Genomic DNA, 22,602 nt, shown 5'->3' with positions numbered 1-22,602 from the left:
TGATTTATGTGTTGTTTTTTCCGGGCCGGCCGGGAGCCGCGCCACTCTGGAACGGTTCCAGACTAAGCCGTCTTTTCGATAAAAACAAATTGCCTTTCCTGTTTGTTGCGATAGGTTTTCCTTATGATTGGCTTGACCGTGCGGCAGATGCAATATTTCGAGGCTTTGGCGCAAACGCTGCATTTCGGCCGCGCCGCAAAACTCGCCGGCGTCAGCCAGCCGGCGCTGTCCGCGCAGATCGCCGAGATGGAGCAAAGGCTGAACTGCCGGCTGTTCGAGCGCGGCGGCAAGACGGTGCGGATGACGGAAGAGGCGCAAGCGCTGCTGCCACGCATCGAGCGCATCCTGCGCGACATCAGTGATGTCGAGACGACGGCTCGGCGCGGCCGCCCGGCGATGGAAGGCCGCTTCCGGCTGGGCATCATTCCGACCGTGGCACCCTATCTGCTGCCGCATGTATTGCCGGAACTGAAACGGCATTTTCCGTCCCTGCAGCTCGAACTGCGCGAAGCAGTCACCGCATCGCTAGTCGAGGACACGGCAACCGGACGGCTCGACGCCTTCATCGCCGCGCTGCCGCTCGAGCAGCCGGGCCTGGTCACCGAGGAACTGTTCGCCGACCGCTTCTTCCTCGCCGTGCCATCCGGAGACCCAGCCTTCGCCTCGCCACCGGTGCCGCCGGAAAGCCCGGCGCTGGAGCGGCTGATGCTTTTGGAGGAAGGCCACTGCTTGCGCGAACAGGCGCTCGCCCTGTGCGGCAGCGTGCGCCCGGTGGCAATGGCAAGCTACGGCGCCACCAGCCTGACGACGCTGCTGCAGATGGTGGCGCATGGTCTCGGCGTCACGCTCATCCCCGAAATGGCGGCAAGGCCGGCCAGCGCCATGCCGGACCTCAAGATCGTGCCGTTCCAGGAGCCAATGCCGCAACGCACGATCTGCCTCGCCTGGCGCCGCAACAAGGTGCGGCATGATGAATGCGTCGAGTTGGCGAAGATCATTCGGGGGTTGGATGGGGTGGTGATGGGGGTGTGAGTCGTTTGGGTCTTGGATGTCGCCTTGGGAACCCCGAAAAGAAACTCAAATCAGGCGCGTTCGCGAATACCCGCATTGATGGCTGGTCGCCAGACCGCACCAAAGCCTCAAGGGATAAATACCAGAAAAACATACGTAAAAAATACAACGGCATGGACGATTCCGGTCAGGAAGGTCGTCCTTTCGTTGCTAAAGCTTACGCCGCATATGAAAAGCGCTAAAACCAAAAGTACTGCGTCAGCTTCCGGGAGCCCCAGGGTCAACCCTCGTCCCGTAAGCAGGCTGGCTGCTGCGACCGCAGGTATCGTCAAACCAATCGTGGCGCAAGCCGAACCCATTGCGACATTCAGGCCGCGCTGCAGCTCATTGTTGAGTGAAGCGCGAACCGCCGAAATGGCTTCCGGCATCAAAACCAGACCCGCGATCATTGCCCCCACAATGCTGTCAGCCTGGGTCACCTGGTAAGCAACGAGCGCATTTTCAACACTTGCGGCGACCTGCTCGGCGAGCATGACAATTCCGATCAGTCCGATTACCAGGAGCAGAGCGCTGGAAGAGATGCTTTTGTGAGGGGCGGTTCGCGCCGAAAGGTCGTGTGCCAGTCCTTCGATGAAATCGTCCCGATGCCGGATTGTCTGCGCGAACACAAAGCTTGCATAGAGCAGCACGGAAAGAACGCTTACCAGGCCAAGCTGAGCTGCCGAAAATGTGCCGGGATCGGTGGTCCGCGTGTAGGTCGGCAGGATAAGCGTCATGACGGTCAGTGCGGCCAGAACCGCCAGATATGCGCTGGTCCCTTGCCGGACAATTGCCTGCTTGCGATGCCGCCAGCCGCCAAACGTGAGACACATTCCGACAACGCCGGTGGAGGCAATCATCACCGTCGAGAAGACGGATTCACGTGCAAGCGTGGGGTTGTTCTCTCCATGCAGCATCATGGAAACGATAATCGACACTTCGATTGCCGTCACGGCAAAAGTCAGCACCAATGTGCCGTAAGGCTCCCCCACACGGTGGGCCACCGCCTCGGCGTGATCGAGCACCACGAAAATAGTGATGAACATGATCGCACTCGAGAGCGCTCCGACGAGAATCCTGACGCTCGGCGAACCTTCGTCCACCGATAGCCCGCTGGCTCTGACCGCAACGGCCAGTGCCAGCGCGGCCAAAGGCATCGCATAGGAAGTCGCTGATCGTGCGAAACCAGTCATTCAAGCCCCAATGCGTTCGGCGAACCTCGCGGAAGCCTGTCGAGCACCCCAATGTCGAAGCGGGCAATCCCGTCCCCCGGCGTTCAACCCTCAAGCCGTCTTCTGCACCACCAGCCCCAGTTCCTCCACCATCGCTTCCCGCATCAGAAACTTCTGCGGCTTGCCCGTCACCGTCATCGGCAGTTCGGTGCGGAAGCGGATGTAGCGGGGGATTTTGTAGTGGGCGATCTGGCCGGCGCAGAAATTCTTGATCTCCTGCTCGGTGGCGATCTGGTTGGGCTTCAGCACGATCCAGGCGCACAGCTCCTCGCCATATTTGGCGTCGGGAATACCGAACACCTGCACCTCCTTGACCTTGGGATGGCGATAGAGAAATTCCTCGACCTCTCTGGGATAGACGTTTTCGCCGCCGCGGATGACCATGTCCTTGACCCGGCCGACAATGTTGCAATAGCCCTGGGAGTCGATGGTGGCGAGATCACCGGTGTGCATCCAGCCATCGCTGTCGATCGCCTCGCGGGTTTTTTCCGCGTCGTCCCAATAACCCTTCATCACGGAATAGCCGCGTGTGCAAAGCTCGCCCGGCGCGCCGACCGCGACGGTGGCGCCGTCGGCGTCGATGGCCTTGACCTCGACATGCGGATGGATGCGGCCGACAGTGGAGACGCGTTTTTCCAGCGGATCGTCGACGCTGCTCTGGAACGAGACCGGGCTGGTCTCGGTCATGCCGTAGGCGATGGTCACCTCTTCCATATGCATCAGCGTCACCACCTTCTTCATCACCTCGATCGGGCATGGTGAGCCCGCCATGATGCCGGTGCGCAGGCTGGAGAGATCGAAGCTGGCGAAATCCGCATGGTCGAGCATGGCGACGAACATGGTCGGTACGCCGTAGAGGCCGGTGCAGCGTTCCTGCGCCACCGCCTTCAGCGTGGCGCCGGCGTCAAAACCCTCGCCCGGGAAAACCATGGTCGCGCCCTTGGTGACGCAGCCCATCGTGCCCATCGACATGCCGAAGCAGTGATAGAGCGGCACCGGGATGCAGAGCCGGTCGTCGACGGTGAGCCTGATTGCCGCGGTGACGAAATTGCCGTTGTTGACGATGTTGGTGTGGGTCAGCGTCGCGCCCTTGGGCGCGCCCGTCGTGCCTGATGTGAACTGGATGTTGATGGCTTCGCCCGGCTTCAGCCCTTCGGAGATGCGGTCGAGGCTGTCATGCTCGTCACGGCCGGCCATCGACAGCACGTCGGCGAAATTGAACATGCCGGGCGAGTTGTCATCGCCCATGCGGATGACGATCTTCAGCGCCGGCAATTTCTGCGCCTTGAGCTTGCCGGGGGTGGCCTTGGCGAGCTCCGGCGCCAGCGTCTCGATCATGCCGAGATAGTCGGAGGTCTTGAAACTGGCGGCGGTGACCAGCGCCTTGCAGCCGACCTTGTTGAGGGCATATTCGAGCTCGGTCAGCCGGTAGGCCGGGTTGATGTTGACCAGGATCAGGCCGATGCGAGCGGTGGCGAATTGGGTGACCAGCCATTCCCAGCGGTTGGGCGACCAGATGCCGACACGGTCGCCTTTTTCGAGGCCGAGCGCCAGGAAGCCGGCGGCGAGCGTATCGACCGTGTCCGACAATTCGCTCCAGGTGAAGCGCTTGTCCTGGCCGACGAAGACGGCAGCATCCTGCGTGGCGTATCTGCCGACCGTGTCGGAGAAAAGCTGGGGGATCGTCTTGTCGAGCAGCGGCGGGGTGCGCTCGCCGGAGACATGCGCGCGGCCGTCGAGCGGGGCGATGAACGCCCTGCCGCGCCCGCGCAGATTGGTGGCGTTCTTGAGCTCGTCGAGATTGATCGCCATCGCCGTCTCCTCCCGATGAGTGAGCCTAGCAGCCTGATGGGATGGTGGAAAGTAGAGGCGGTTCCCCTCCCCCTCGCGGGGAGGGTGCCTCGCGAAGCGAGGCGGTGGGGTCCTCGGCGAAGTGCTCGACTTCCTTGCTCACGGTCGACCCGGCTTGGGTCGTCTCGCGTCGAGCACTGCCGGAGCGACCCCACCCGTCCATCCGCCTTTGGCGGCTGTCCACCCTCCCCTCAAGGGGGAGGGAGCGCGCTCATCTTCGCGGCTATTTCCCGCACTAGCGCCTCATCCGCAGCAGCACGATCTTTCCTGGCAGCCACGAGGCAGGCCTGCGACTTCAGCACAACCCCATCGGCCAGCACCTTGAGATGGTTGGCGCGTAGGGTCGAGCCGGTGGTGGTGATGTCGACGATGACATCGGCAAGGCCTGCCGCCGGCGCGCCTTCGGTAGCGCCGAGGCTTTCGACGATGCGGTAAACCTGGATGCCGTGCTTTTGCGAGAAGAATTGTTGCGTCAGCCGCCAGTATTTGGTTGCGATCCTCAGCCGCCTGCCGTGGCGCTGGCGGAAATCGGCGGCGACATCGTCGAGATCGGCCATGGTATCGACGTCGAGCCAGATGCCGGGCACCGCGACCACGACATCGGCATGGCCGAAGCCGAGGCGAGCGACGATTTCGGCGCGCGCCTCCCAGTCGGCGAGGTTTTCGCGCAGCAGATCCTCGCCGGTAATGCCGAGGTCGACCGAACCTTGCCCAATCTCGCCGGCGATTTCGGACGCCGACAGGAACGCCACCTCGATGCCCTCGGCGCCGTCGATGCGGGCGCGGTATTGGCGCTCATCGCCGGGCAGACTGACGGCAAGCCCGGCCCTGGCCAGCACCTCCAAGGCCTGCTCCTTGAGCCGGCCTTTCGATGGGATCGCCAGCGTGATCATTGCGGCTCTCCCCGCAGCGCTTCGATGCGGTCGAGCCAGACGGAGAAGCCGACGCCGGGGATCGGCGTCTTGGCGCCGAGCAGGGTCAGCAGCCGGTCGTAGCGTCCGCCACCGGCCAGCGGCCGCTCGCCGCCAAGTGCCGCGATCTCGAAGACGATGCCGGTGTAGTAATCCAGCGGACGGCCGAAGGCAGCGTCGTAGCGAACTGTTTGCGTCGGCAGGCCGTGCGCCTCGATGGCCTTGGCGCGGGCAGCGAATTTTTCGAGCGCCGCGCCCAGCGAAAGCCCGGCAGAGGCCGCAAAACTTTCGAGCGCAGCACTCGCGCCGTCGAGCGGCACGTCAATGGCGAGGAAATCCCTGAGTGCTGCAAAGGCCTCGTTCGACAGCCGCACGCTGCGCAATTCGGCCTTTTCGATCAGCCGCCGGGCAATGTCGACTGGCGCGCGTCCGCCGGATGCCAGCAGGCCGGTCTCTTCCATGCCGCCGGCAATGTGGGCGGAAAGCGCTTCGAGATCGCCATCGAGCACCAGGGCCGCGACTTCGCCGTCAAGCTCACCGTTGCGTGGCGGGTTGGCGAGATCGGACAACGCTGCCTGCAGCATCGGCGCCGAACCGAAGGCGCGCGCAAGTCGCATGCGCCAGCCGCGCGGCAGGCCGAGGGCCGCCAGCACCGCCTCGAAGATGGTCTGGTCGCCGAGCGTGATCGCCAGAGGCTGGCCCGGCAGCACCAACTGCAGCAGCGCATGCGCATCGGCCAGCGAACGCGCATCGGCCTTGGCCGTATCGCGGTCACCGAGATCCTCGATGCCGGCCTGAAAGAACTCGTTGCCGCCCTCGCGGCGCTGGCGGAACACTTCGCCGAGATAGGAATAGCGGCGCGGCGTGCCGGCCTGCGAGGCGATGTGGTCGAGGCAGACGGGGATGGTGAATTCGGGCCGCAGACACAGCGTCTTGCCGGTCTCGCTTTCGGTGAGAAAGATGCGGCGGCGCAGATCCTCGCCGGCCATATCGAGGAATGGGTCGGCCGGCTGCAGCACCGCGACCTCAACCGCATGGGTGTTGCGGGTGGCGAAGAGCTTGGTGATTTCGGATGCGATGGCGGGATAGCGGGAGGTCATGCGTGGCGCGAGGCACCCCCCTCTGGCCTGCCGGCCATCTCCCCCTCAAGGGGGGAGATTGGCAGCTTGGAGCGCAGCGCCTCTTCTTCAACGCCGGAGATTGGCGAAACCATGCGCGACATCCAATCTCCCCCCTTGAGGGGGAGATGGCCGGCAGGCCAGAGGGGGGCGTTCAAGCGCCACCCTTCGCACGGTCAGCGGCCTGCACCGCCAAAATCTTCCTCACCTCGGCGACCAGCTCTCCCTCCGCCACCGTCACCTGCGCCGGGCGGGCAGCCCGCCATTCAGCGTTGTCGGCGATTTCAGCGGACATGCGCGCGCCTTCGATCAGATCCTTGATCTGCAACTCGCCCTTGGCGCGCTCATCGCCGCCCTGGATGATCGCGACCGGGCTACCGCGGCGGTCGGCGTATTTCAGCTGCGCCTTCATGCCGGCGCCGCCGAGATACATCTCTGAGCGGATGCCGGCGGCGCGTAGCTCTGCGACCATCTTCTGGTAGCGGCCAAGGCTTTCCGTATCCTTGTCCATGACCAGCACGACGACCGGCGCGATGACATCGGTGGTGTCCAGCTTGCCGAGGTTCTTCAGCGCCGTCATCAGGCGGGAGACGCCGATCGAAAAGCCGGTCGCCGGCACCGGCTCGCCACGGAAGCGCGAGACCAGCCCGTCATAGCGGCCGCCACCGCCGACCGAACCGAAGCGCACGATCTGGCCGTCTTCGTTGGGGATTTCGGCGAGCAATTCGGCTTCGAAGACCGGGCCGGTGTAGTATTCGAGGCCGCGCACGACGGAGCGGTCCATGGCGATGCGATCTTCGCCATATCCGGCCGCCCTGACCAGGGCTTCAATCGTCGCGAGCTCGCCGACGCCTTCTTGGTAAGTCGAGTTCGAGCTCACTATGGAAACCTGGTCGACCTGTGCGTTCCTTGCCGTGGCGAGAAGAACTGCTTCAGCTTGCCCGTCGTCCAAACCAGCGCCCTTGGCGAAGTCGCCCTCGCCTTCCTTGCCGCCATCCCATCGGCCCGGCCCAAGCAGAAGCTTCACGCCTTCCGGCCCGAGCTTGTCCAGCTTGTCGATGGCGCGCAGCACGGTCAGCCGGCGGCCGGCATTGTTGTCACCGCCAAGGCCGATCGCCTCCAGCACGCCGTCAAGCACCTTGCGGTTGTTGACGCGAATGACGTAGTCGCCGCGCTTGATGCCGAGCGCTTGCATCACGTCGGCCATCATCATGGCCATCTCGGCGTCGGCTGCGACGCCCGGCGTACCGATCGTGTCGGCGTCGAACTGCATGAACTGGCGGAAGCGGCCCGGGCCGGGCTTTTCGTTGCGGAACACCCAGCCGGAGCGGTAGCTGCGATAGGGTTTCGGCAGCTTCTCAAAATTCTCGGCGACGTAGCGCGCTGTCGGCGCAGTCAAATCGTAGCGCAGCGACAGCCACTGCTCGTCATCGTCCTGGAAAGAAAATACGCCCTCATTAGGCCGGTCCTGGTCGGGCAGGAACTTGCCGAGCGCATCGGTGTATTCGATCAGCGGCTGCTCGGCCGGCTCGAAACCGTAGAGCTCATAGACCGAACGGATCGTCGCCATCATCTTCTCGACGGCGCGGATGTCTTCCGCGCTGCGGTCGGCAAAGCCGCGCGGCAGCCGCGCTTTCGTCTTTTCCGATTTGTCGGCCATAGGATGGGTCTTTTCGCTTAGTAATCGATGACTTGTTTGGAGTGGGCGTGTCCTAACCGAAGCGGCTTTGTGCGGCAAGGGTTTGCGCTTTTTCCTTCTCCTCCGAAACAAAACGCACCAAAAGGAAACAATTCCGCCATCGGCGCGGCATCGTGCCGACACAATCAGAGCCGATAAGCGCGCCGAAACAAAGGGTTGGGCCATGACTGCCGCACACAAGTTCGACATCAGAGACGACGGCTTGCATGAAGTCCGGCTGCGGCCGGCCGAGAACCGTGCGCCGGTGACGGCGAGCCTCGGTCCGTTTGAGGTCACCGCCGACGAGCGCAAGGGTTCCACCATGCGCGAGGCGCTGATGACCGGATTGCTGGTGATTTATCCGGCCTTTGCGGCACTGGCGGCGATTGTGGCGGGATTGTTCCTGACTGGCGCCAGCGGGACGTGAGTTCCTTACCCTCCCCCTTGTGGGGAGGGTCGACGCGTAGCGTCGGGGTGGGGGTGCGGCGCCAAGATACCCCCACCCGCGCCTTCGGCGCGACCTCCCCACAAGGGGGAGGTCGGGGGACGCCCTACTTCGGCCTCTTAAAGGCCTTGCGTTCCTTCTCCACCTGCTCCCGGCAAACACACCCCTCGAGATGGTCGTTGACCAGACCCATCGCTTGCATGAAGGCATAGACCGTCGTCGGTCCGACAAAGCTCCAGCCGCGCTTTTTCAACTCCTTCGAAATCCTGATCGAGACCCCTGTCGTCGGGTTGGCGCGTAGATGCGCCATGTCCACCACCGCCGGCCGCTCCTCCGGCCCCGGCTCGAACTTCCAGAACCAGGCGGCCAGCGAACCGAACTCGTCGACCATTTCGCACGCCCGTTTGGCGTTGTTGATGGTCGAGACGATCTTGCCGCGGTGACGGATGATGCCGGCATTGGCGACCAGGCGCTCGACATCCTCGTCGGTGAAGGCGGCGACCTTGTCGAAGTCGAAACCGGCGAAGGCCTCGCGGAAATTCTCGCGCTTGCGCAGAATGGTCAGCCAGGACAGGCCGGACTGAAAGCCTTCCAAGCAGATTTTTTCGAACAGCCTGCGGTCGTCGGCGACCGGCCGGCCCCATTCATGGTCGTGGTAGTGCAGATAGTCCGGCAGATTGCCGTGCCAGAAGCAGCGCGTGATCCCGTCGGAGCCGGTAAGCAGTCCGGTGTTGTCTTGCGCCATGGCCGATCCATCCGTTAACGCGCTTTCGCTGCATTTACCGCGGCTTTACCAGATTCCTGAACCCGGCGGTAACCACACCAAAAGGTTTACTGACAAAGCGGCATTTTACGCATTCCGATTCATGTTTCGGTTGCCGCTTCGCGCCAAGGATCGCGCAACCGGGGGCAAGTTCCGCCTCCGTCCGTTCGACGATCAAGGTGCGTTCCGATGAAGATCTTTTTGCGTTCCGTGCTCGGCGCCGTGGCCATTCTGGCCGCCGGCGTCACCTCCTCTGCCGCCAACGACCGCTATGCCGACAGGCCGCCGGTGATGGTGAGCCCCGACCTTTCCGCACCCTGGGTGCTGCAGCTTGGCCGGGCGCCCGGCATCGTGCGGCAGAGCCGACAGGTGGTCCAGCAGCCGCGACTTCGCTATGCGCAGCCGGCGCGACCCGATCGGGTGCGCACTGCTTCCGTGCAGGCGCCGGCCAAGCGCGTGGTGATGCGGCCGCAGATCAATCCGCTCTACCTGCCGCAGGAAGTCGCCTATGACGGCCCGCAGAAGCCGGGCACGATCGTCATCGATACGACGCAGAACTTCCTGTTCCTGGTCGAGAAGAACGGCAAGGCGCGGCGCTATGGCGTCGGCACCGGCAAGCCTGGCTTCGAATGGTCTGGCACGCACAAGATCACCAACAAGCGCGTCTGGCCGGACTGGCGCCCGCCAGCGGAGATGATCAAGCGCGAGGCCGCCAAGGGCCGCTACCTCCCGACCTATCTGGCCGGCGGCGAGGAAAACCCGCTAGGCGCCCGCGCGCTCTATCTCGGCACGACGGAATACCGCATCCACGGCACCAACCAGCCATGGACCATCGGCGGCTCGGTATCTTCCGGCTGTATCCGCATGCGCAACGAGGACGTGGTTGACCTTTACGAGAGGGTCAATGTTGGAACGACCGTGGTCGTGATATAGTCGGCTACCGAATCATCTGGTTCAGAAGGCTAGACCTTCAGGGATCGGGAAGAGTTTACGGGGGACGGGCCGTGTGGGGATGCGGCCAGTCAGGAAAGGGCAGCCCGGGAAGCCGCGCTGCCCTTTCTCTTTGCGGCTATAGCTGAGCCAGGCTGCGCCAGAACGTCGCGCCAGGGGGATGACGGTTCGCTTTCACGCTGCCTTGCCGCATTTCCCCTGCTATAGGGACGGCCAAACTCCCCTGCGCCAAACTCGCTGCAAAGGTTCAGCCATGTCTCCGCCAGACGATAGCCGCTATCTCCGGGGCGGCCCGGTCGCCCAGCGCATCATGGCATCCGTGCGCGAGGATGCCGCCATCGCCACCGCCGAAGGTTTTCCGCCCAAGCTGGTGTCGATCACCGTCGGCGATACCGCTGCCGTCGATGTCTATGTGCGCAACCAGCGCGCCAAGGCCGCGCTTGCCGGCATCGGTTTCGAGGAGCGGCGGTTCCCCGCCGACATCAGCGCCGGCGAACTCGAGGCGGCGATCCACGGCCTGAACGCCGACCCGCGTGTCACCGGCATCATCATCCAGCGGCCGGTGCCGGCGCATATCCCGATCAAGACGCTGCAAGCGGCGGTGCATCCACTGAAGGACGTCGAGGGCATGCATCCGGCGTCGATCGGCAATATCGTCTACAATCAGCTCGACCTCGCGCCTTGCACGGCTGCGGCCTCGGTCGAGCTGCTCAAGGAAACCGGCCTCGACCTCAAGGGGCTCGAAGTCGTCGTCGTCGGCCATTCCGAGATCGTCGGCAAGCCGATTGCCTTCCTGCTGATGAGCGAAGGCGCAACGGTGACGGTGTGCCATCACATGACGCGCTCGGTGGCGGCACATGCGCGCCGCGCCGATGCGCTGTTCGTCGCCGTCGGCAAGCCGCGGCTGATCAAGGCCGACATGGTAAAGCCCGGTGCGGCCGTCATCGACATCGGCATCAATTTTGAGATCGGCCCGGACGGCACGAGCCGCATCGTCGGCGACGTCGACACCGAGAGCGTGAAGGAAGTCGCGTCCTGGATCACGCCGGTGCCGGGCGGCGTCGGCCCGATCACTGTGGCGATCCTCTTGCGCAACACAATGGTCGCGCTCAGCCGCCAGCGCGCGCGCTACCAGGCGACGTATGGCGTGGTGGACCGGCTGGCAGCGGAATAGCTGCTTACTCGGCGGCGACCAGGTTTCCTTCGGAGACGCCCTCCGGCTTCGGACCACCATAGGCCCAGTCGAGCAGCTTGATCGTGTGCACCACCGGCAGCTTTGCAGCCGAAGCGATCTGGGTGATGCAGCCGATATTGCCTGTGGCGACGATTTCGGCGCCGGTGGCCTCGATGTTTTTCACCTTTCGGTCGCGCAGCTTCTCCGAAATCTCCGGCTGCAGGATGTTGTAGGTGCCGGCCGAGCCGCAGCACAGATGTCCCTCGCGCGGTTCGCGCACGACGAAGCCCGCCTTGGACAGCAATTCCTTCGGCTGGCGGATGATCTTCTGACCGTGCTGCATCGAGCAGGCGGAGTGATAGGCGACGACGGTGCCGGGTTTGCGCACCGGCTCGGGCAGGTCGAGGCTTGCGAGATATTCGGTAATGTCCCTGGCCAGCGCCGAGACCCGCGCGGCCTTGTCGGCATAGGCCGGATCGAGGCGCAGCATGAAGCCGTAGTCCTTGATCGTTGTGCCGCAGCCGGACGCGGTGATGACGATGGCATCGAGCCCGCCCTGGTCGATGGCACGCGCCCACGCATCGACATTCTGCCGGGCCGAGGCAAGGGCTGCTGCCTCGCGGCCCATATGATGGACCAGCGCGCCACAGCAGGCTTCGCCCTGCGGCACCACGACCTCGACGCCAAGCCTGGTCAGCAATGCAATCGTCGTCTCGTTGATGGCGGGGTCGAGTACCGATTGGGCGCAGCCGGTGAGGATGGCGACGCGGCCTCTCTTCGTCCCCTGCCCGGCATGAATGCCGGAAGAGGCCATTGGCGAGACCGTCGGGATCGAGGCCGGTGCCAGCTTCAGCATCGCGCCCAGCGGCCTCAGGGCCGGCAGCCTTTCGAACAGGCCGATGAATGGCTTGCCCAGTCTCGCCAATTTCAGCGCGGCGCGAAAGCGCGCGGGATAGGGCAGCACGAAGGCCAGCATGGCGCGGGTGAGCCGGTCGAGCAGCGGCCGCCTGTAAGTTTCCTCGATATGGGCGCGGGCATGGTCGACCAGATGCATGTAATTGACGCCCGACGGGCAGGTGGTCATGCAGGCCAGGCAGGACAGGCAGCGGTCGATATGGGTGACGATCTGCTTGTCGGCCGGGCGGCCATTCTCCAGCATGTCCTTGATGAGATAAATGCGCCCGCGCGGCGAATCGAGTTCGTTGCCGAGCGTCACATAGGTCGGGCAAGTGGCGGTGCAGAAGCCGCAATGCACGCATTTGCGCAGGATCTTCTCCGATTCCGCGACATGCGGATCAGCGAGCTGGGCAAGGGAGAAATTGGTCTGCATCGCGTTAGCCCTGGGCCATGCGGCCGGGATTGAGGATGGCCTTGGGATCGAACTCGGCCTTGAGCCTAGCCGACAGGGCGGCCAGATGCGGCGCCTGTGGCTCGAACACCGGCACGGCGGCGCGATGCGCGGGCGCGGCGCGCACCAGCGTCGCGTGGCCGCCGCCATGTTTTCTGATCAGCCCGCGCAGCAGGGCGGCCTCGGGATCGCCCTCCTCCATGCGCAGCCAGACCAGCCCACCCTGCCAGTCGTAAAAGGCGCTGACGCCGATCTGCATGCGCAGCGTCAGTACCATCTGGTGGGCCTGGGACGGCGCCATCGAAACGCGCCAGACCGGCTTTTCACTGCCGTCGGCGAAGGGAGCGCAATCCCTGATATCACGCCAAAGGGCATGCGAGGCCTCGCCGGCAATGTCCTGCAACGGGCCGGCATTTTTCAGCAGGGTTTTCAGTGCCTCGATGCGATAGGCGACCGAAGGGCCGAACCCTTCGACGCGCAGCAGCGTCGCGGCGTCAGTGCCGAGCGCGCCGTCGGCGACACGCGCGGCGATCCGCTCCGGCAGATGCGCGGCGCTCGACACTTCGGCGCTGGAGCCGAGCGCCAGCGCCATGGCGGCGGCCGCCGCATCGTCGAGCAGGCCACGCACGGCAAGCGTGACCTCGGTCTCGGCCGCCGGCAACACCTTGAAGGTGACGTCGGTGAACACGGCCAGCGTCCCCCAGCTGTTGGCCATCAGCTTCGACAGGTCGTAGCCGGTGACATTCTTGACGACGCGGCCGCCGGACTTGAAAGCCTCGCCGCGGCCGGCAACGGCGTTGATGCCGAGGATGTGGTCGCGCGCGGCGCCCGCCTTCAGCCGGCGCGGGCCGGACAGGTTGGCGGCAAGCACACCGCCGATCGTGCCTCTTCCCTTGATGCCGCCGAACAATGGGCCGTAGTCCATCGGCTCGAAAGCAAGTTGCTGGCCGTTTTCGGCGAGCAGGCTTTCTATATCGGAAAGCGGTGTGCCGGCCTTCGCCGACAGCACCAGTTCGGCCGGCTCGTAGAGCGTGACGCCGGTGAGTTTTGAGAGATCGAGCGTGTGTTCGCTCTGCTGTGGCCGGCCGATGCGGCGCTTGGAGCCGTGGCCGATGATTTCCAAAGGTGACTCTTCCGCGGCCGCCCATTGGACGATGGAGAGGGTCTCGGCCGATGTGGTGGGAGTGAAGGTGGTCATGGCGACGCGCCGCTTGCGAGTGCAGAGACGTCGAGTTCCTTCGTGCCCCCCTCTGTCCTGCCGGACTTCTCCCCCACTTGGGGGGAGATTAGCAGCTTTGGCGACCGCGCCTCTCTAGCAACGTCGAAGATTGGCGAAGGCAGAGATGACTGGTGATCTCCCCCCAAGTGGGGGAGATGTCCGGCAGGACAGAGGGGGGCGCGAAGGATCGCCGACGTGAGACATTCCGCCCCCATCAAAACCTCGGAATGTCCGGAAACGCCACCTGGCCGCGATGCACATGCATGCGTCCAAGCTCCGCGCAGCGGCGCAGTTGCGGGAACACTTTTCCCGGGTTGAGCAGATGGTTGGGATCGAAGGCGCATTTGACGCGCATTTGTTGGTCGAGGTCGATCTGGTTGAACATTTCAGGCATCAAGTCGCGCTTCTCGACGCCGACGCCGTGCTCGCCGGTCAAGACGCCGCCGACCTTGACGCAGAGCCGCAAGATGTCGGCGCCAAAACTTTCCGCCTTGTCGAGTTCGCCCGGCACGTTGGCGTCGTAGAGGATCAGCGGATGCAGATTGCCGTCGCCGGCGTGGAAGACATTGGCGACGCCAAGGCCGTATTTTCCCGACAGTTCGCGCATGCCGGCGAGCACACGCGGCAATTCCTTGCGCGGGATGGTGCCATCCATGCAGTAATAGTCGGGTGAGATGCGGCCGACCGCCGGGAAGGCCGCCTTGCGGCCGGCCCAGAAACTCAGCCGCTCCTGTTCGGATTGCGAGATGCGGCAGGTGGTGGAGCCGTTCCTGTAGGCGATCGCTTCGACGAGACCGATCAGGTGATCGACCTCGACGCCCGGCCCGTCGAGTTCGACGATCAGCAGCGCCTCGACATCAAGGGGATAGCCGGCGTGGACGAAATCTTCCGCGGCATGGATCGCCGGCCGGTCCATCATCTCCATGCCGCCAGGGATAATGCCGGCGCCGATGATGTCGGCGACGCATTGGCCGCCCTGCTCGCTGGTCGGAAAGCCGATCAGCAGAGCGCGCGCCGTCTCCGGCTTCTTCAGGATGCGTACCGTGACCTCGGTGACGACGCCGAGCAGGCCTTCGGACCCCGTCATGACGCCGAGGAGATCATAGCCTTCCGAGTCCAGATGATTGCCGCCCAGGCGCACCACCTCGCCGTTCATCAGCGCCATCTCGATGCCCAGCACATTGTTAGCGGTCAGGCCGTATTTCAGGCAGTGCACGCCGCCAGAATTTTCAGCGACATTGCCGCCGATCGAGCAGGCGATCTGGGAGGATGGATCGGGCGCATAGTAGAAGCCCTCCTGCTCGACGGCGGTGGTGATGCCGAGATTGGTGACGCCGGGCTGAGCGACGACGACGCGATCGGGATAGTCGATCGCAAGGATGCGGTTGAAGCGGCTCATGACCAGCAGCACGGCATCCTCGAGCGGCAACGCGCCGCCGGAGAGTGAGGTGCCGGAGCCGCGCGGCACGACACGGATGTTGCGGTCGTTGCAGTATTTCAGCACCCGCGACACCTGCGCCACCGTTTCCGGCAGCACCACGACCAGCGGCAATTGCCGGTAGGCGGTGAGACCGTCGCTTTCGAAGGCGCGCATTTCGTTGGTGGCGTCGACGACGCCCTCGCCCGGCACGATGATGCGCATATCGGCGACGATCTCTGCGCGCCTTCGCATCGTGGCGTCGTCTGGCTTGGGCATGACAAGGCCGGACATCGGCGGCGTCCTCCGCTTAGCTGGTAAAAATCTTTTACCAGCTACATCCGGATGTTGCAAACACCGCGTCGGGCAAAGAGCGTACTGCCCGCCTTCCGCAGCGGCAATCTGCCGCTGGCCCGGCAGGGCGGATCGTCCAGCGCCTTGCCCTTCGCTGGCTCAGGGCGTTCGAAGCTCGAAAAGCCAAGCAATTGGCTTTTCGTCCGCTGCGCGGACCGCTTCTCACTCCCCCGGATGTTTCGCCGGCTCGGAGTGCATCCGCCTGACTCGCCGCACGCCCCACCAGACCAGCACGATGGCGACCGGCACCGCCGCGGCAGTGACGATTTCGGGTGCAAAGGCATGGCCGAAGATCGATGCGCCCTTGGCGAGATAGGAGATCAGGCCGACGACATAGTAGGACACTGCTGCCACCGACAGGCCTTCCACCGTCTGCTGCAACCGCAGTTGCAGCCGGGCGCGGTTGTTCATCGACGCCAGCAGATCGCGGTTCTGCTTCTCGACCTCGACATCGACCCAGGTGCGCAGCAGCGTGGTGGCGCGGGTCAGTTTTCGCGACAGGTTGGCCTGGCGCTCCTCGACCGAACGGCAGGTGCGCATGGCGGGTGCCACCCGCCGCTGCAGGAAGCCGCCCCAAGTGTCGTAGCCGGGCACGGCTTCTTCGTCCAGCGCTTCCAGCCGCTCGACAACGATGCCGTCATAGGCGCGGCTGGCGCCGAAGCGATAGAGGCTGGAGGCGGCATCAGCCTCGAGTTCAGCGGCAAGCTCGGTCAGGTCGGCGAGCAGCGTCTGGCTGTCGCGGGTTTCAGCGACCTTCATTTCCAGCGTGGTCTGCGCCAGCCGGTCCTCGATGCGGCGGGCGCGGCCCGACAGCGTCAGCGCCAGCGGCAGGCCGAGCATGGCAAGCGTGCGATACGTCTCGACGTCGATCAGCCGCTGCGACAGCGCGCCGGTCCGCGCCGGCGTCAGGCCGCGATCAAGCACCAGGATGCGGGTCAGGCCGTCGCCGTCCTGGCGGAAATCGGTGACTATGGCCGCATTGCCGCGCTCGACCAGCGAATAGCAGAGGCTCGTCGGGTCGAAGGCCGCAATCAGCTTCTCGCTTACCGGCGTCCATTTGCGGATCTCCAGCCTTATACCTGAGATCACCGTTCCCGGCGGCGAGAAGCCGTTGCCGAAAGGAGAATCCTCCTGCGCCCTGCTGCTTTCGGCCAGCGGCCCTTCCCACAGATAGGTCGAAAATTCCGTATGCCGCTCCCAGCGCAGCGTGCCCTTGCCCCACTTCATGGCGTGGTGGCGGGCATGACGGTCGGGCGCCGCGATGCCGAGGCGCCGCGACAGTTCGGAGAGCACGGCCATGTCGACGCCGGAGCCGCCCTCGGTCATGAAGGCGAGTTGCACAAGCACGCGCGGCTTCTCGATCAGCGGATGCGGCCGAGCATGGACCTCGCCAAGCGCGCCAGGCCGTCCCTCATGCGCGGGAAAGCCCATCACGCTGCCCTGGGCGCGCGGCTGGAATTCGAGGTTGGACGTCTCGTCCGACACGGTGGTCCCCCTGTTCTCGACCCTTCGTGTGATGGCGTCCTCTAAAGGCAATCCATGAGGCGCGTAAACACCAAAGTCTAGCATCGTAGGTCCTGCCGGCGCGACGCGCAGACCGACCCGATTGGGCAAATTGGATAAATAATTTGACCAGTTGGCGACGCTGGCTTTATCTTGCGCGACGCCGGTTCAATTTCCCAGGCCCCCGTTGAGCGATATTTTCTCCAGGATCGAGCATTCGCGCACCGCCGACGAGGTGGTGCAGCAGATCGAAAGCCTGATCCTTGAAGGCGTGCTGCGCACCGGCGACCGGCTGCCGGGCGAGCGCGAGCTGGCGCGCCAGTTCGACGTGTCGCGGCCGATCCTGCGCGATGCGCTGAAGGCGCTGGAAGGGCGCGGGCTGCTGATCACCAAGGCCGGCGGCGGCACCCATGTCGCCGACGTCATCGGCCAGTTGTTCACCAAGCCGGTGACCGACCTTATCTCGATGCACCGCAAGGCGGTGACCGACTATCTGGAATACCGCCGCGAGATCGAAGGTGTTGCGGCCGAATATGCGGCGCGGCGCGCGACAGCGGACGACATTGCGCTGCTCGACCGCATCATGGCGCGCATGGACGAGGCGCACCGCACCGGCGATTTCGACGACGAGGCGGAAATCGACGTCGAGTTCCACCATGCTGTGTGCGAATGCGCGCACAACATCATCCTCTTGCACACGCTGCGCTCCTGCTACCGGCTGCTGTCTGAAGGCGTGTTCCAGAACCGGCTTCTGGTGTTCAGCGTGCCCGGAGCGCGCGAGGCGCTGCTGGCCCAGCACGGCGCGATCTACAAAGCCGTGAAGGCCGGCGATCCCTCAGCTGCCCGCCAGGCGGCGATGGACCATATCTCCTATGTCGAGCGCTCGATGCTCGAGGCCGAACGCAGCGGCGACTGGCAGCGCGTGTCGCGGCTCAGGCTTAAGCAGCGCTCCGACGCCGACGACGGCTTCAAGACGACTGGCTAACGAGGAACCACCATGAGCGACATCCTCACCATTGCCGATCTCAAGGACCTGGCGCGCCGGCGGGTGCCGAAGATGTTCTTCGACTATGCCGATTCCGGCGCCTGGACCGAAAGCACCTACCGCGCCAACGAAGAGGACTTCCAGAAGATAAAATTCCGTCAGCGCGTACTGGTCGACATGAGCAACCGCTCGCTGGAATCGACCATGATCGGCGAGAAAGTGGCGATGCCGGTGGCGCTTGCCCCAACTGGAATGACCGGCATGCAGCATGCCGATGGCGAGATGCTGGCCGCGCAGGCGGCAGAGGAATTCGGCGTGCCGTTCACGCTGTCGACGATGAGCATCTGCTCGATCGAGGATGTCGCGTCGGTGACCAAGAAGCCGTTCTGGTTCCAGCTCTACGTGCTTCGCGACAAGGATTTCGTGCTCGACCTGATCGACAGGGCGAAGGCTGCAAAATGCTCGGCGCTGGTGTTGACGCTCGACCTGCAGATCCTGGGGCAGCGCCACAAGGATGTCCGCAACGGGCTGTCGGCGCCGCCCAAGATGACGCTGGCCAACATTGCCAACATCGCCATGCGGCCGCGCTGGCTGATGGGCATTGCCGGCACCAAGCGCCGCACCTTCCGCAACATTGTCGGCCATGCCAAGGGCGTCGGCGACGTCGCTTCGCTGGCATCGTGGACGACGGAGCAGTTCGACCCGCACCTGTCGTGGAAGGACGTCGCCTGGATCAAGGAGCGCTGGGGCGGCAAGCTGATCCTGAAAGGTATTCTCGACAAAGAGGACGCGCTGATGGCGGTCGAGACCGGCGCCGACGCCATCACCGTTTCCAACCATGGCGGGCGCCAGCTCGACGGCGCATCGTCGTCAATCATGGCGCTGGAGGAGATCGCCGATGCCGTCGGCGACAGGATCGAGGTGCATATGGACGGCGGCATCCGCTCGGGCCAGGACGTGCTGAAGGCGCTTTGCCTCGGCGCCAAGGGCACCTATATCGGCCGCCCGTTCCTGTACGGGTTGGGTGCCATGGGCAAGCAAGGCGTGACCCTGGCGCTGGACATCATCCGCAAGGAGATGGACATCACGCTGGCACTGTGCGGCAAACGGCTGGTGACCGAGATGGGCAAGGACCAGTTGCGGCGATAGGGTCTTGTTCACCGATTAGACCCTAGCCTCGCTGGATCACGGAGACGAAGCCGCCTTGACCGAGACCGGCATCCACTACCTCGACGCGCGCGCGCCCGATGGCATGCGCCTCTATGCGATCGGCGACGTGCATGGCCGGCTCGATCTGCTCGCCGCCATGCATCGCCGCATCGAGAGCGAACTCGAATACAAGCCGACCAGCGATTGGCGCGTCATCCACCTCGGCGACTATGTCGACCGCGGACCAGAGTCCAAGGGCGTCATAGACTTCCTGATCGACGCACAGAAACGCGATCCGCGGCATCTGATGCTCGCCGGCAACCACGATATCGGCTTCCTCGACTTTCTCGACGAGCCTGACCCGGAAGGGCTGTTCATCCGTTATGGCGGCGTGCAGACGGCACAATCCTATGGCGTCGACCTAGCGGGACACGCAAGCTGGTTCGGCAAGGCCGAGGCGTTACGGCGGGGACACCAGGCACTGGTCAATGCTGTACCGCAAGCCCATGTCGACTTCCTGCGGTCGCTGCAATTGTCACTGATATCAGGTGATTTCTTCTTATGCCATGCCGGCGTCAGGCCTGACGTGCCGCTGGCGAGCCAGAGCCCGCAGGATCTGGTCTGGATCCGCGACGTCTTCCACAACCATCCAGGGCTTTACCCGAAGGTGATCGTGCACGGCCACACACCGGTGCCGCAGGCGGAGGTGATGCCGAACCGCGTCAATGTCGACACGCTCGCCTGGCAGTCAGGCATGCTCAGCGCGCTCGCCGTGGACGGCGCGGACAAGCGTATCCTGACTGTGCAGGGAAAAGCGTTTTAGCGAAGCGCGGCGGTGACGCCGTAGCCGTCGACGGCCTGATGGTTGTTGGCCGCATCGGCGGAATAAATGCCGAGACCGCACAAAACGATGGCAGACAGCATGACAAAGGACAGAAGCGCTGCTTTCACGGACGTCATCTCTAGTTGAGCTTCCTGCATCTGGGCACGAGGCGGTTACCAATGGGTTGAAACCGAGAATTCGTCTCAAAGTTTCGACGATTTCGCGCTTGTAGGTCGATTCTGTATCGGCGGTGTGTCGCGCGGACCACACAGAAGGTTCATCGCGGTTGCATTGCCGATGCATAGCGCGCGCCTTGTAGGATAGCGTTCGGCCACAAACCAAGGACGAAAGAAGTTGTCCCCGGCAGATTCCCCGCCGCGTGCCAATTATGCAACGGCCGCGCGTTGGCTGGGTTCAGATCGTCGCCACCCAGGCGCGGGCAATGGCCAAGCCCGCGGCATCAGCCTCGGGGCCGTTGAGAGCCATTTCGCTGTCGAGGCGGTCGTGCCAGTCGGGATGGCGATCGGCAATCAGCGGCGCGAAGGACGTGCTCCAGTCCCTCACCATCGGCCGGTCGGCCTCGAAATGGAACTGGAAGCCGTAGACGGCGCGGCCGATACGGAACGCCTGGTTTTCGGCAATTTCGCTGCCGGCAAGCCGCACCGCATTTGACGGCAGCGCGAAAGTGTCGTCGTGCCATTCGAAGATGGGGAAATCCTGGGGAAGTGCGCCAAGCACCGGATCGGTTCTGGCGTCCGGCGTCAGCGATACCTTGTGCCAGCCGAATTCCGAGGCGCCGCCGATCTGGTTCTCACCGCCGAAAGAGCGGGCAACCAACTGGCTGCCCAGGCAGATACCGAGAACCGAGCGATCCTTGGCGGCGAAATCGCGGGTCAGTTCGAGCAGCGCCGGGAAATACGGGTAGTCATCGTCGGCCAGCGCATTCTGGCCGCCGCCCAGCATCACCATGGCATCGTGTCCGGTCGCGTCGTCCGGCAGCGCATCGCCCTTGTAGGGCCGGCGCAGGTCGAGATCGGCGCCGGCTTCGGCGAGCGCGGCACCAACCTGGCCAAGGCCGGTGTTGTCGTAGTTCTGGACCACCAGCACCCGCATCGCAAAACCCTGCTGACATGAAATGACGCGACGAGCGATATCATGTCGCCAGCATTGCAGCCAAGCTGCGTATTCGGGAGAGAGCTATGCCACTGCAGAACCGGGTCGATCCGTTCGGCGCCATCCATGCCATATCCGAGCGCGGCCTGTTCACCGGCAATCGCGGCATCATCCACGATCCTGAGACCAAGACGCTGCTGAAAAAGCGTTGGGCCTTGCCGGCCTGGATCATCTGCGTCTGCCAATTCCGCAATGTGCGGCGCGAGCCGATGGGCAGGAACAGGCCGGGCGGCAGGGCCGGCTGGACCGAGTTGTTCTTCCTCGACGAGGTGACGGCGCTGGCCGCCGGGCACCGTCCCTGTTTCTATTGCCGGCGTGAGCGAGCCACGGATTTTGTCGGGCGTTTCGGCAAAGTCTTCGGTGTAAATGAACCGCGCGCGCCAATGGTGGACAAGCGGCTGCACAAGGAGCGGCTGGCTTCCGGCGGCAAGCCACCTGATGTCACCATGGGAGAGCTTGCCGAATTGCCGGACGGAGCGATGATCGCGGATGGCGGCTCGGCCTATGCGCTGCGCGGCGGCAACGCGCTGCCCTGGTCGTTCGCAGGCTATGGCGATGCGGCGGCCTTCGACAGCCTTGCCGGCCGGTCGCTGCGCCTGCTCACACCGGCCACGACCGTTTCGGTGCTGCGGCACGGTTTTGAACCGGTGTGGCATCGTTCCGCCGAGACTTGACGCCAGGCACCGCCTCGCCCATTCCTCGGCGATGCGCGCCAATTACAAGATGCAGCGGCTGTTCGTGCCGGACGACCTCGCGGCAGGCATCGAATTCGATGCCGGCCAGCAGCAGAGCCATTATCTCATGCATGTGCTGCGGCTCGGCGAAGGCGCCGAGATCCTGGTCTTCAACGGCCGCGACGGCGAGTGGTCGGCGGCGATTGCCACCAGGTCGAAAAGGGCGGTGCGGCTGAAGGTGCTGGCCTCGCAGAGACCGCAACCGCCCCTGCCTGACCTGATCTATTGCTTCGCGCCGCTGAAACAGGGCCGGCTCGACTATCTCGTGCAGAAGGCGGTCGAGATGGGCGCCGGCATCCTGCAGCCGGTGATCACACAGCACACGCAAGTGGCAAAACCCTCCATCGACCGGCTGCGCGCCAATGTCGTCGAGGCGGCCGAGCAATGCGGCATACTGGCGGTGCCGGAAGTGCGCGAGGCCGAGAAATTCGAGCGCCTGCTCTCCGGCTGGGACAAGGAACGCCGGCTTATCTTCTGCGACGAGGATGCCTCGACCAACAATCCACTGCCAGCGCTGCAGGGGTTGAGGGAAAAGAAACTGGCGCTGATGGTCGGACCGGAAGGCGGCTTTTCCGACGAGGAACGCAAGATGCTGCGGGCGCTCCCCTTCGTCACCGCCATCCCGCTCGGACCGCGCATCCTGCGCGCCGATACGGCAGCGGTGGCGGCGCTTGCGGTGATGCAGGCGACGGTCGGAGACTGGTAAGAAGCGTAAAGATCAATT

General features: G+C 64.2%; 21 protein-coding genes. 9 read left to right on the top strand and 12 right to left on the bottom strand.

Going from position 1 to position 22,602, the window contains the following annotated elements:
- Window positions 1–123: 123 nt before the first annotated feature.
- Window positions 124–1,032 (top strand): hydrogen peroxide-inducible genes activator, encoded by a 909-nt coding sequence (locus tag NLY36_RS23350; protein ID WP_023695116.1) that lies wholly within the window; start codon window positions 124–126, stop codon window positions 1,030–1,032.
- Window positions 1,033–1,139: 107 nt separating this feature from the next.
- Here the strand turns inward: NLY36_RS23350 and NLY36_RS23345 are convergent, their stop codons facing one another.
- The 5 genes from NLY36_RS23345 to hisS all read right to left on the bottom strand — a co-directional run bounded on the left by NLY36_RS23345 (window position 1,140) and on the right by hisS (window position 7,822).
- Complete coding sequence (locus NLY36_RS23345; protein ID WP_023735721.1) at window positions 1,140–2,243, bottom strand: calcium:cation antiporter; 1,104 nt, start codon at window positions 2,241–2,243, stop codon at window positions 1,140–1,142.
- A 90-nt stretch (window positions 2,244–2,333) separates the two neighbouring features.
- Window positions 2,334–4,094 (bottom strand): AMP-binding protein, encoded by a 1,761-nt coding sequence (locus NLY36_RS23340; RefSeq protein ID WP_023695114.1) that lies wholly within the window; start codon window positions 4,092–4,094, stop codon window positions 2,334–2,336.
- A gap of 230 nt (window positions 4,095–4,324) precedes the next feature.
- Entirely contained in the window at window positions 4,325–5,026 is a 702-nt protein-coding gene (hisG, locus tag NLY36_RS23335; protein ID WP_023695113.1) for an ATP phosphoribosyltransferase, read from the bottom strand.
- Entirely contained in the window at window positions 5,023–6,144 is a 1,122-nt protein-coding gene (locus NLY36_RS23330; protein ID WP_023695112.1) for an ATP phosphoribosyltransferase regulatory subunit, read from the bottom strand. The genes hisG and NLY36_RS23330 overlap by 4 nt, the downstream gene beginning before the upstream one ends.
- Before the next feature lie 172 nt (window positions 6,145–6,316).
- Window positions 6,317–7,822 (bottom strand): histidine--tRNA ligase, encoded by a 1,506-nt coding sequence (gene hisS / locus NLY36_RS23325; protein ID WP_286461491.1) that lies wholly within the window; start codon window positions 7,820–7,822, stop codon window positions 6,317–6,319.
- Window positions 7,823–8,024: 202 nt separating this feature from the next.
- On the opposite strand from hisS, the gene NLY36_RS23320 reads away from it, so the two are divergent.
- Window positions 8,025–8,267: a hypothetical protein gene (locus NLY36_RS23320; protein WP_023735722.1), complete on the top strand. Its 243-nt coding sequence runs from the start codon at window positions 8,025–8,027 to the stop codon at window positions 8,265–8,267.
- Between the two features lie 124 nt (window positions 8,268–8,391).
- Here NLY36_RS23320 and NLY36_RS23315 read toward each other — a convergent pair whose 3' ends face one another.
- Window positions 8,392–9,030, bottom strand: a complete 639-nt coding sequence (locus NLY36_RS23315; RefSeq protein WP_023695108.1) for a DNA-3-methyladenine glycosylase I — start codon at window positions 9,028–9,030, stop codon at window positions 8,392–8,394.
- A 207-nt stretch (window positions 9,031–9,237) separates the two neighbouring features.
- Here NLY36_RS23315 and NLY36_RS23310 point away from each other — a divergent pair, with 207 nt between their 5' ends.
- Together NLY36_RS23310 and NLY36_RS23305 are read left to right on the top strand one after the other, a co-directional pair.
- Complete coding sequence (locus tag NLY36_RS23310; RefSeq protein ID WP_023686831.1) at window positions 9,238–9,981, top strand: L,D-transpeptidase; 744 nt, start codon at window positions 9,238–9,240, stop codon at window positions 9,979–9,981.
- 271 nt (window positions 9,982–10,252) lie between these two features.
- Window positions 10,253–11,173 carry a bifunctional 5,10-methylenetetrahydrofolate dehydrogenase/5,10-methenyltetrahydrofolate cyclohydrolase gene (locus tag NLY36_RS23305; RefSeq protein WP_023735723.1) on the top strand — a complete coding sequence of 307 codons (921 nt, stop codon included), beginning with the start codon at window positions 10,253–10,255 and terminating at the stop codon, window positions 11,171–11,173.
- Between the two features lie 4 nt (window positions 11,174–11,177).
- On the opposite strand, the gene glcF is transcribed toward NLY36_RS23305, so the two are convergent.
- The 4 genes from glcF to NLY36_RS23285 all read right to left on the bottom strand — a co-directional run bounded on the left by glcF (window position 11,178) and on the right by NLY36_RS23285 (window position 16,996).
- The gene (glcF, locus tag NLY36_RS23300) at window positions 11,178–12,503 is read right to left on the bottom strand and encodes a glycolate oxidase subunit GlcF (protein ID WP_023735724.1); all 1,326 of its coding nucleotides are present in this window, start codon (window positions 12,501–12,503) and stop codon (window positions 11,178–11,180) included.
- A 4-nt stretch (window positions 12,504–12,507) separates the two neighbouring features.
- Window positions 12,508–13,719: an FAD-binding protein gene (locus tag NLY36_RS23295; protein WP_023735725.1), complete on the bottom strand. Its 1,212-nt coding sequence runs from the start codon at window positions 13,717–13,719 to the stop codon at window positions 12,508–12,510.
- Window positions 13,720–13,954: 235 nt separating this feature from the next.
- Window positions 13,955–15,451, bottom strand: coding sequence for an FAD-linked oxidase C-terminal domain-containing protein (locus NLY36_RS23290; protein ID WP_023695104.1), 1,497 nt, complete (start codon window positions 15,449–15,451; stop codon window positions 13,955–13,957).
- A gap of 222 nt (window positions 15,452–15,673) precedes the next feature.
- Window positions 15,674–16,996, bottom strand: coding sequence for a DUF3422 family protein (locus NLY36_RS23285; RefSeq protein ID WP_023695103.1), 1,323 nt, complete (start codon window positions 16,994–16,996; stop codon window positions 15,674–15,676).
- A 205-nt stretch (window positions 16,997–17,201) separates the two neighbouring features.
- Between NLY36_RS23285 and NLY36_RS23280 the strand changes: the two genes are divergently transcribed.
- The 3 genes from NLY36_RS23280 to NLY36_RS23270 are packed head-to-tail and all read left to right on the top strand — an operon-like array spanning window position 17,202 to window position 19,971.
- Window positions 17,202–17,999, top strand: coding sequence for an FCD domain-containing protein (locus NLY36_RS23280; protein WP_023695102.1), 798 nt, complete (start codon window positions 17,202–17,204; stop codon window positions 17,997–17,999).
- Window positions 18,000–18,011: 12 nt separating this feature from the next.
- A complete protein-coding gene (locus tag NLY36_RS23275) occupies window positions 18,012–19,148 on the top strand; it encodes an alpha-hydroxy acid oxidase (RefSeq protein WP_023695101.1) in 1,137 nt (378 codons plus the stop codon).
- Window positions 19,149–19,203: 55 nt separating this feature from the next.
- The gene (locus NLY36_RS23270; RefSeq protein WP_023695100.1) at window positions 19,204–19,971 is read left to right on the top strand and encodes a metallophosphoesterase; all 768 of its coding nucleotides are present in this window, start codon (window positions 19,204–19,206) and stop codon (window positions 19,969–19,971) included.
- Here NLY36_RS23270 and NLY36_RS23265 read toward each other — a convergent pair.
- Window positions 19,968–20,108, bottom strand: coding sequence for a hypothetical protein (locus NLY36_RS23265; RefSeq protein WP_006206855.1), 141 nt, complete (start codon window positions 20,106–20,108; stop codon window positions 19,968–19,970). The genes NLY36_RS23270 and NLY36_RS23265 overlap by 4 nt on opposite strands.
- A 277-nt stretch (window positions 20,109–20,385) precedes the next feature.
- Window positions 20,386–21,084: a type 1 glutamine amidotransferase gene (locus NLY36_RS23260; RefSeq protein ID WP_023695098.1), complete on the bottom strand. Its 699-nt coding sequence runs from the start codon at window positions 21,082–21,084 to the stop codon at window positions 20,386–20,388.
- An 86-nt stretch (window positions 21,085–21,170) separates the two neighbouring features.
- Between NLY36_RS23260 and NLY36_RS23255 the strand changes: the two genes are divergently transcribed.
- Together NLY36_RS23255 and NLY36_RS23250 are read left to right on the top strand one after the other, a co-directional pair.
- Window positions 21,171–21,818, top strand: coding sequence for a hypothetical protein (locus tag NLY36_RS23255; protein WP_023692351.1), 648 nt, complete (start codon window positions 21,171–21,173; stop codon window positions 21,816–21,818).
- Between the two features lie 31 nt (window positions 21,819–21,849).
- Complete coding sequence (locus tag NLY36_RS23250; RefSeq protein WP_023692352.1) at window positions 21,850–22,584, top strand: 16S rRNA (uracil(1498)-N(3))-methyltransferase; 735 nt, start codon at window positions 21,850–21,852, stop codon at window positions 22,582–22,584.
- Window positions 22,585–22,602: the final 18 nt, after the last annotated feature.

Source organism: Mesorhizobium sp. C399B (assembly GCF_030323185.1).
Taxonomy (GTDB): domain Bacteria; phylum Pseudomonadota; class Alphaproteobacteria; order Rhizobiales; family Rhizobiaceae; genus Mesorhizobium.
The sequence above is the reverse complement of the archived record's forward strand: the minus strand, read 5'-3'. Positions and strand labels throughout refer to the sequence as shown.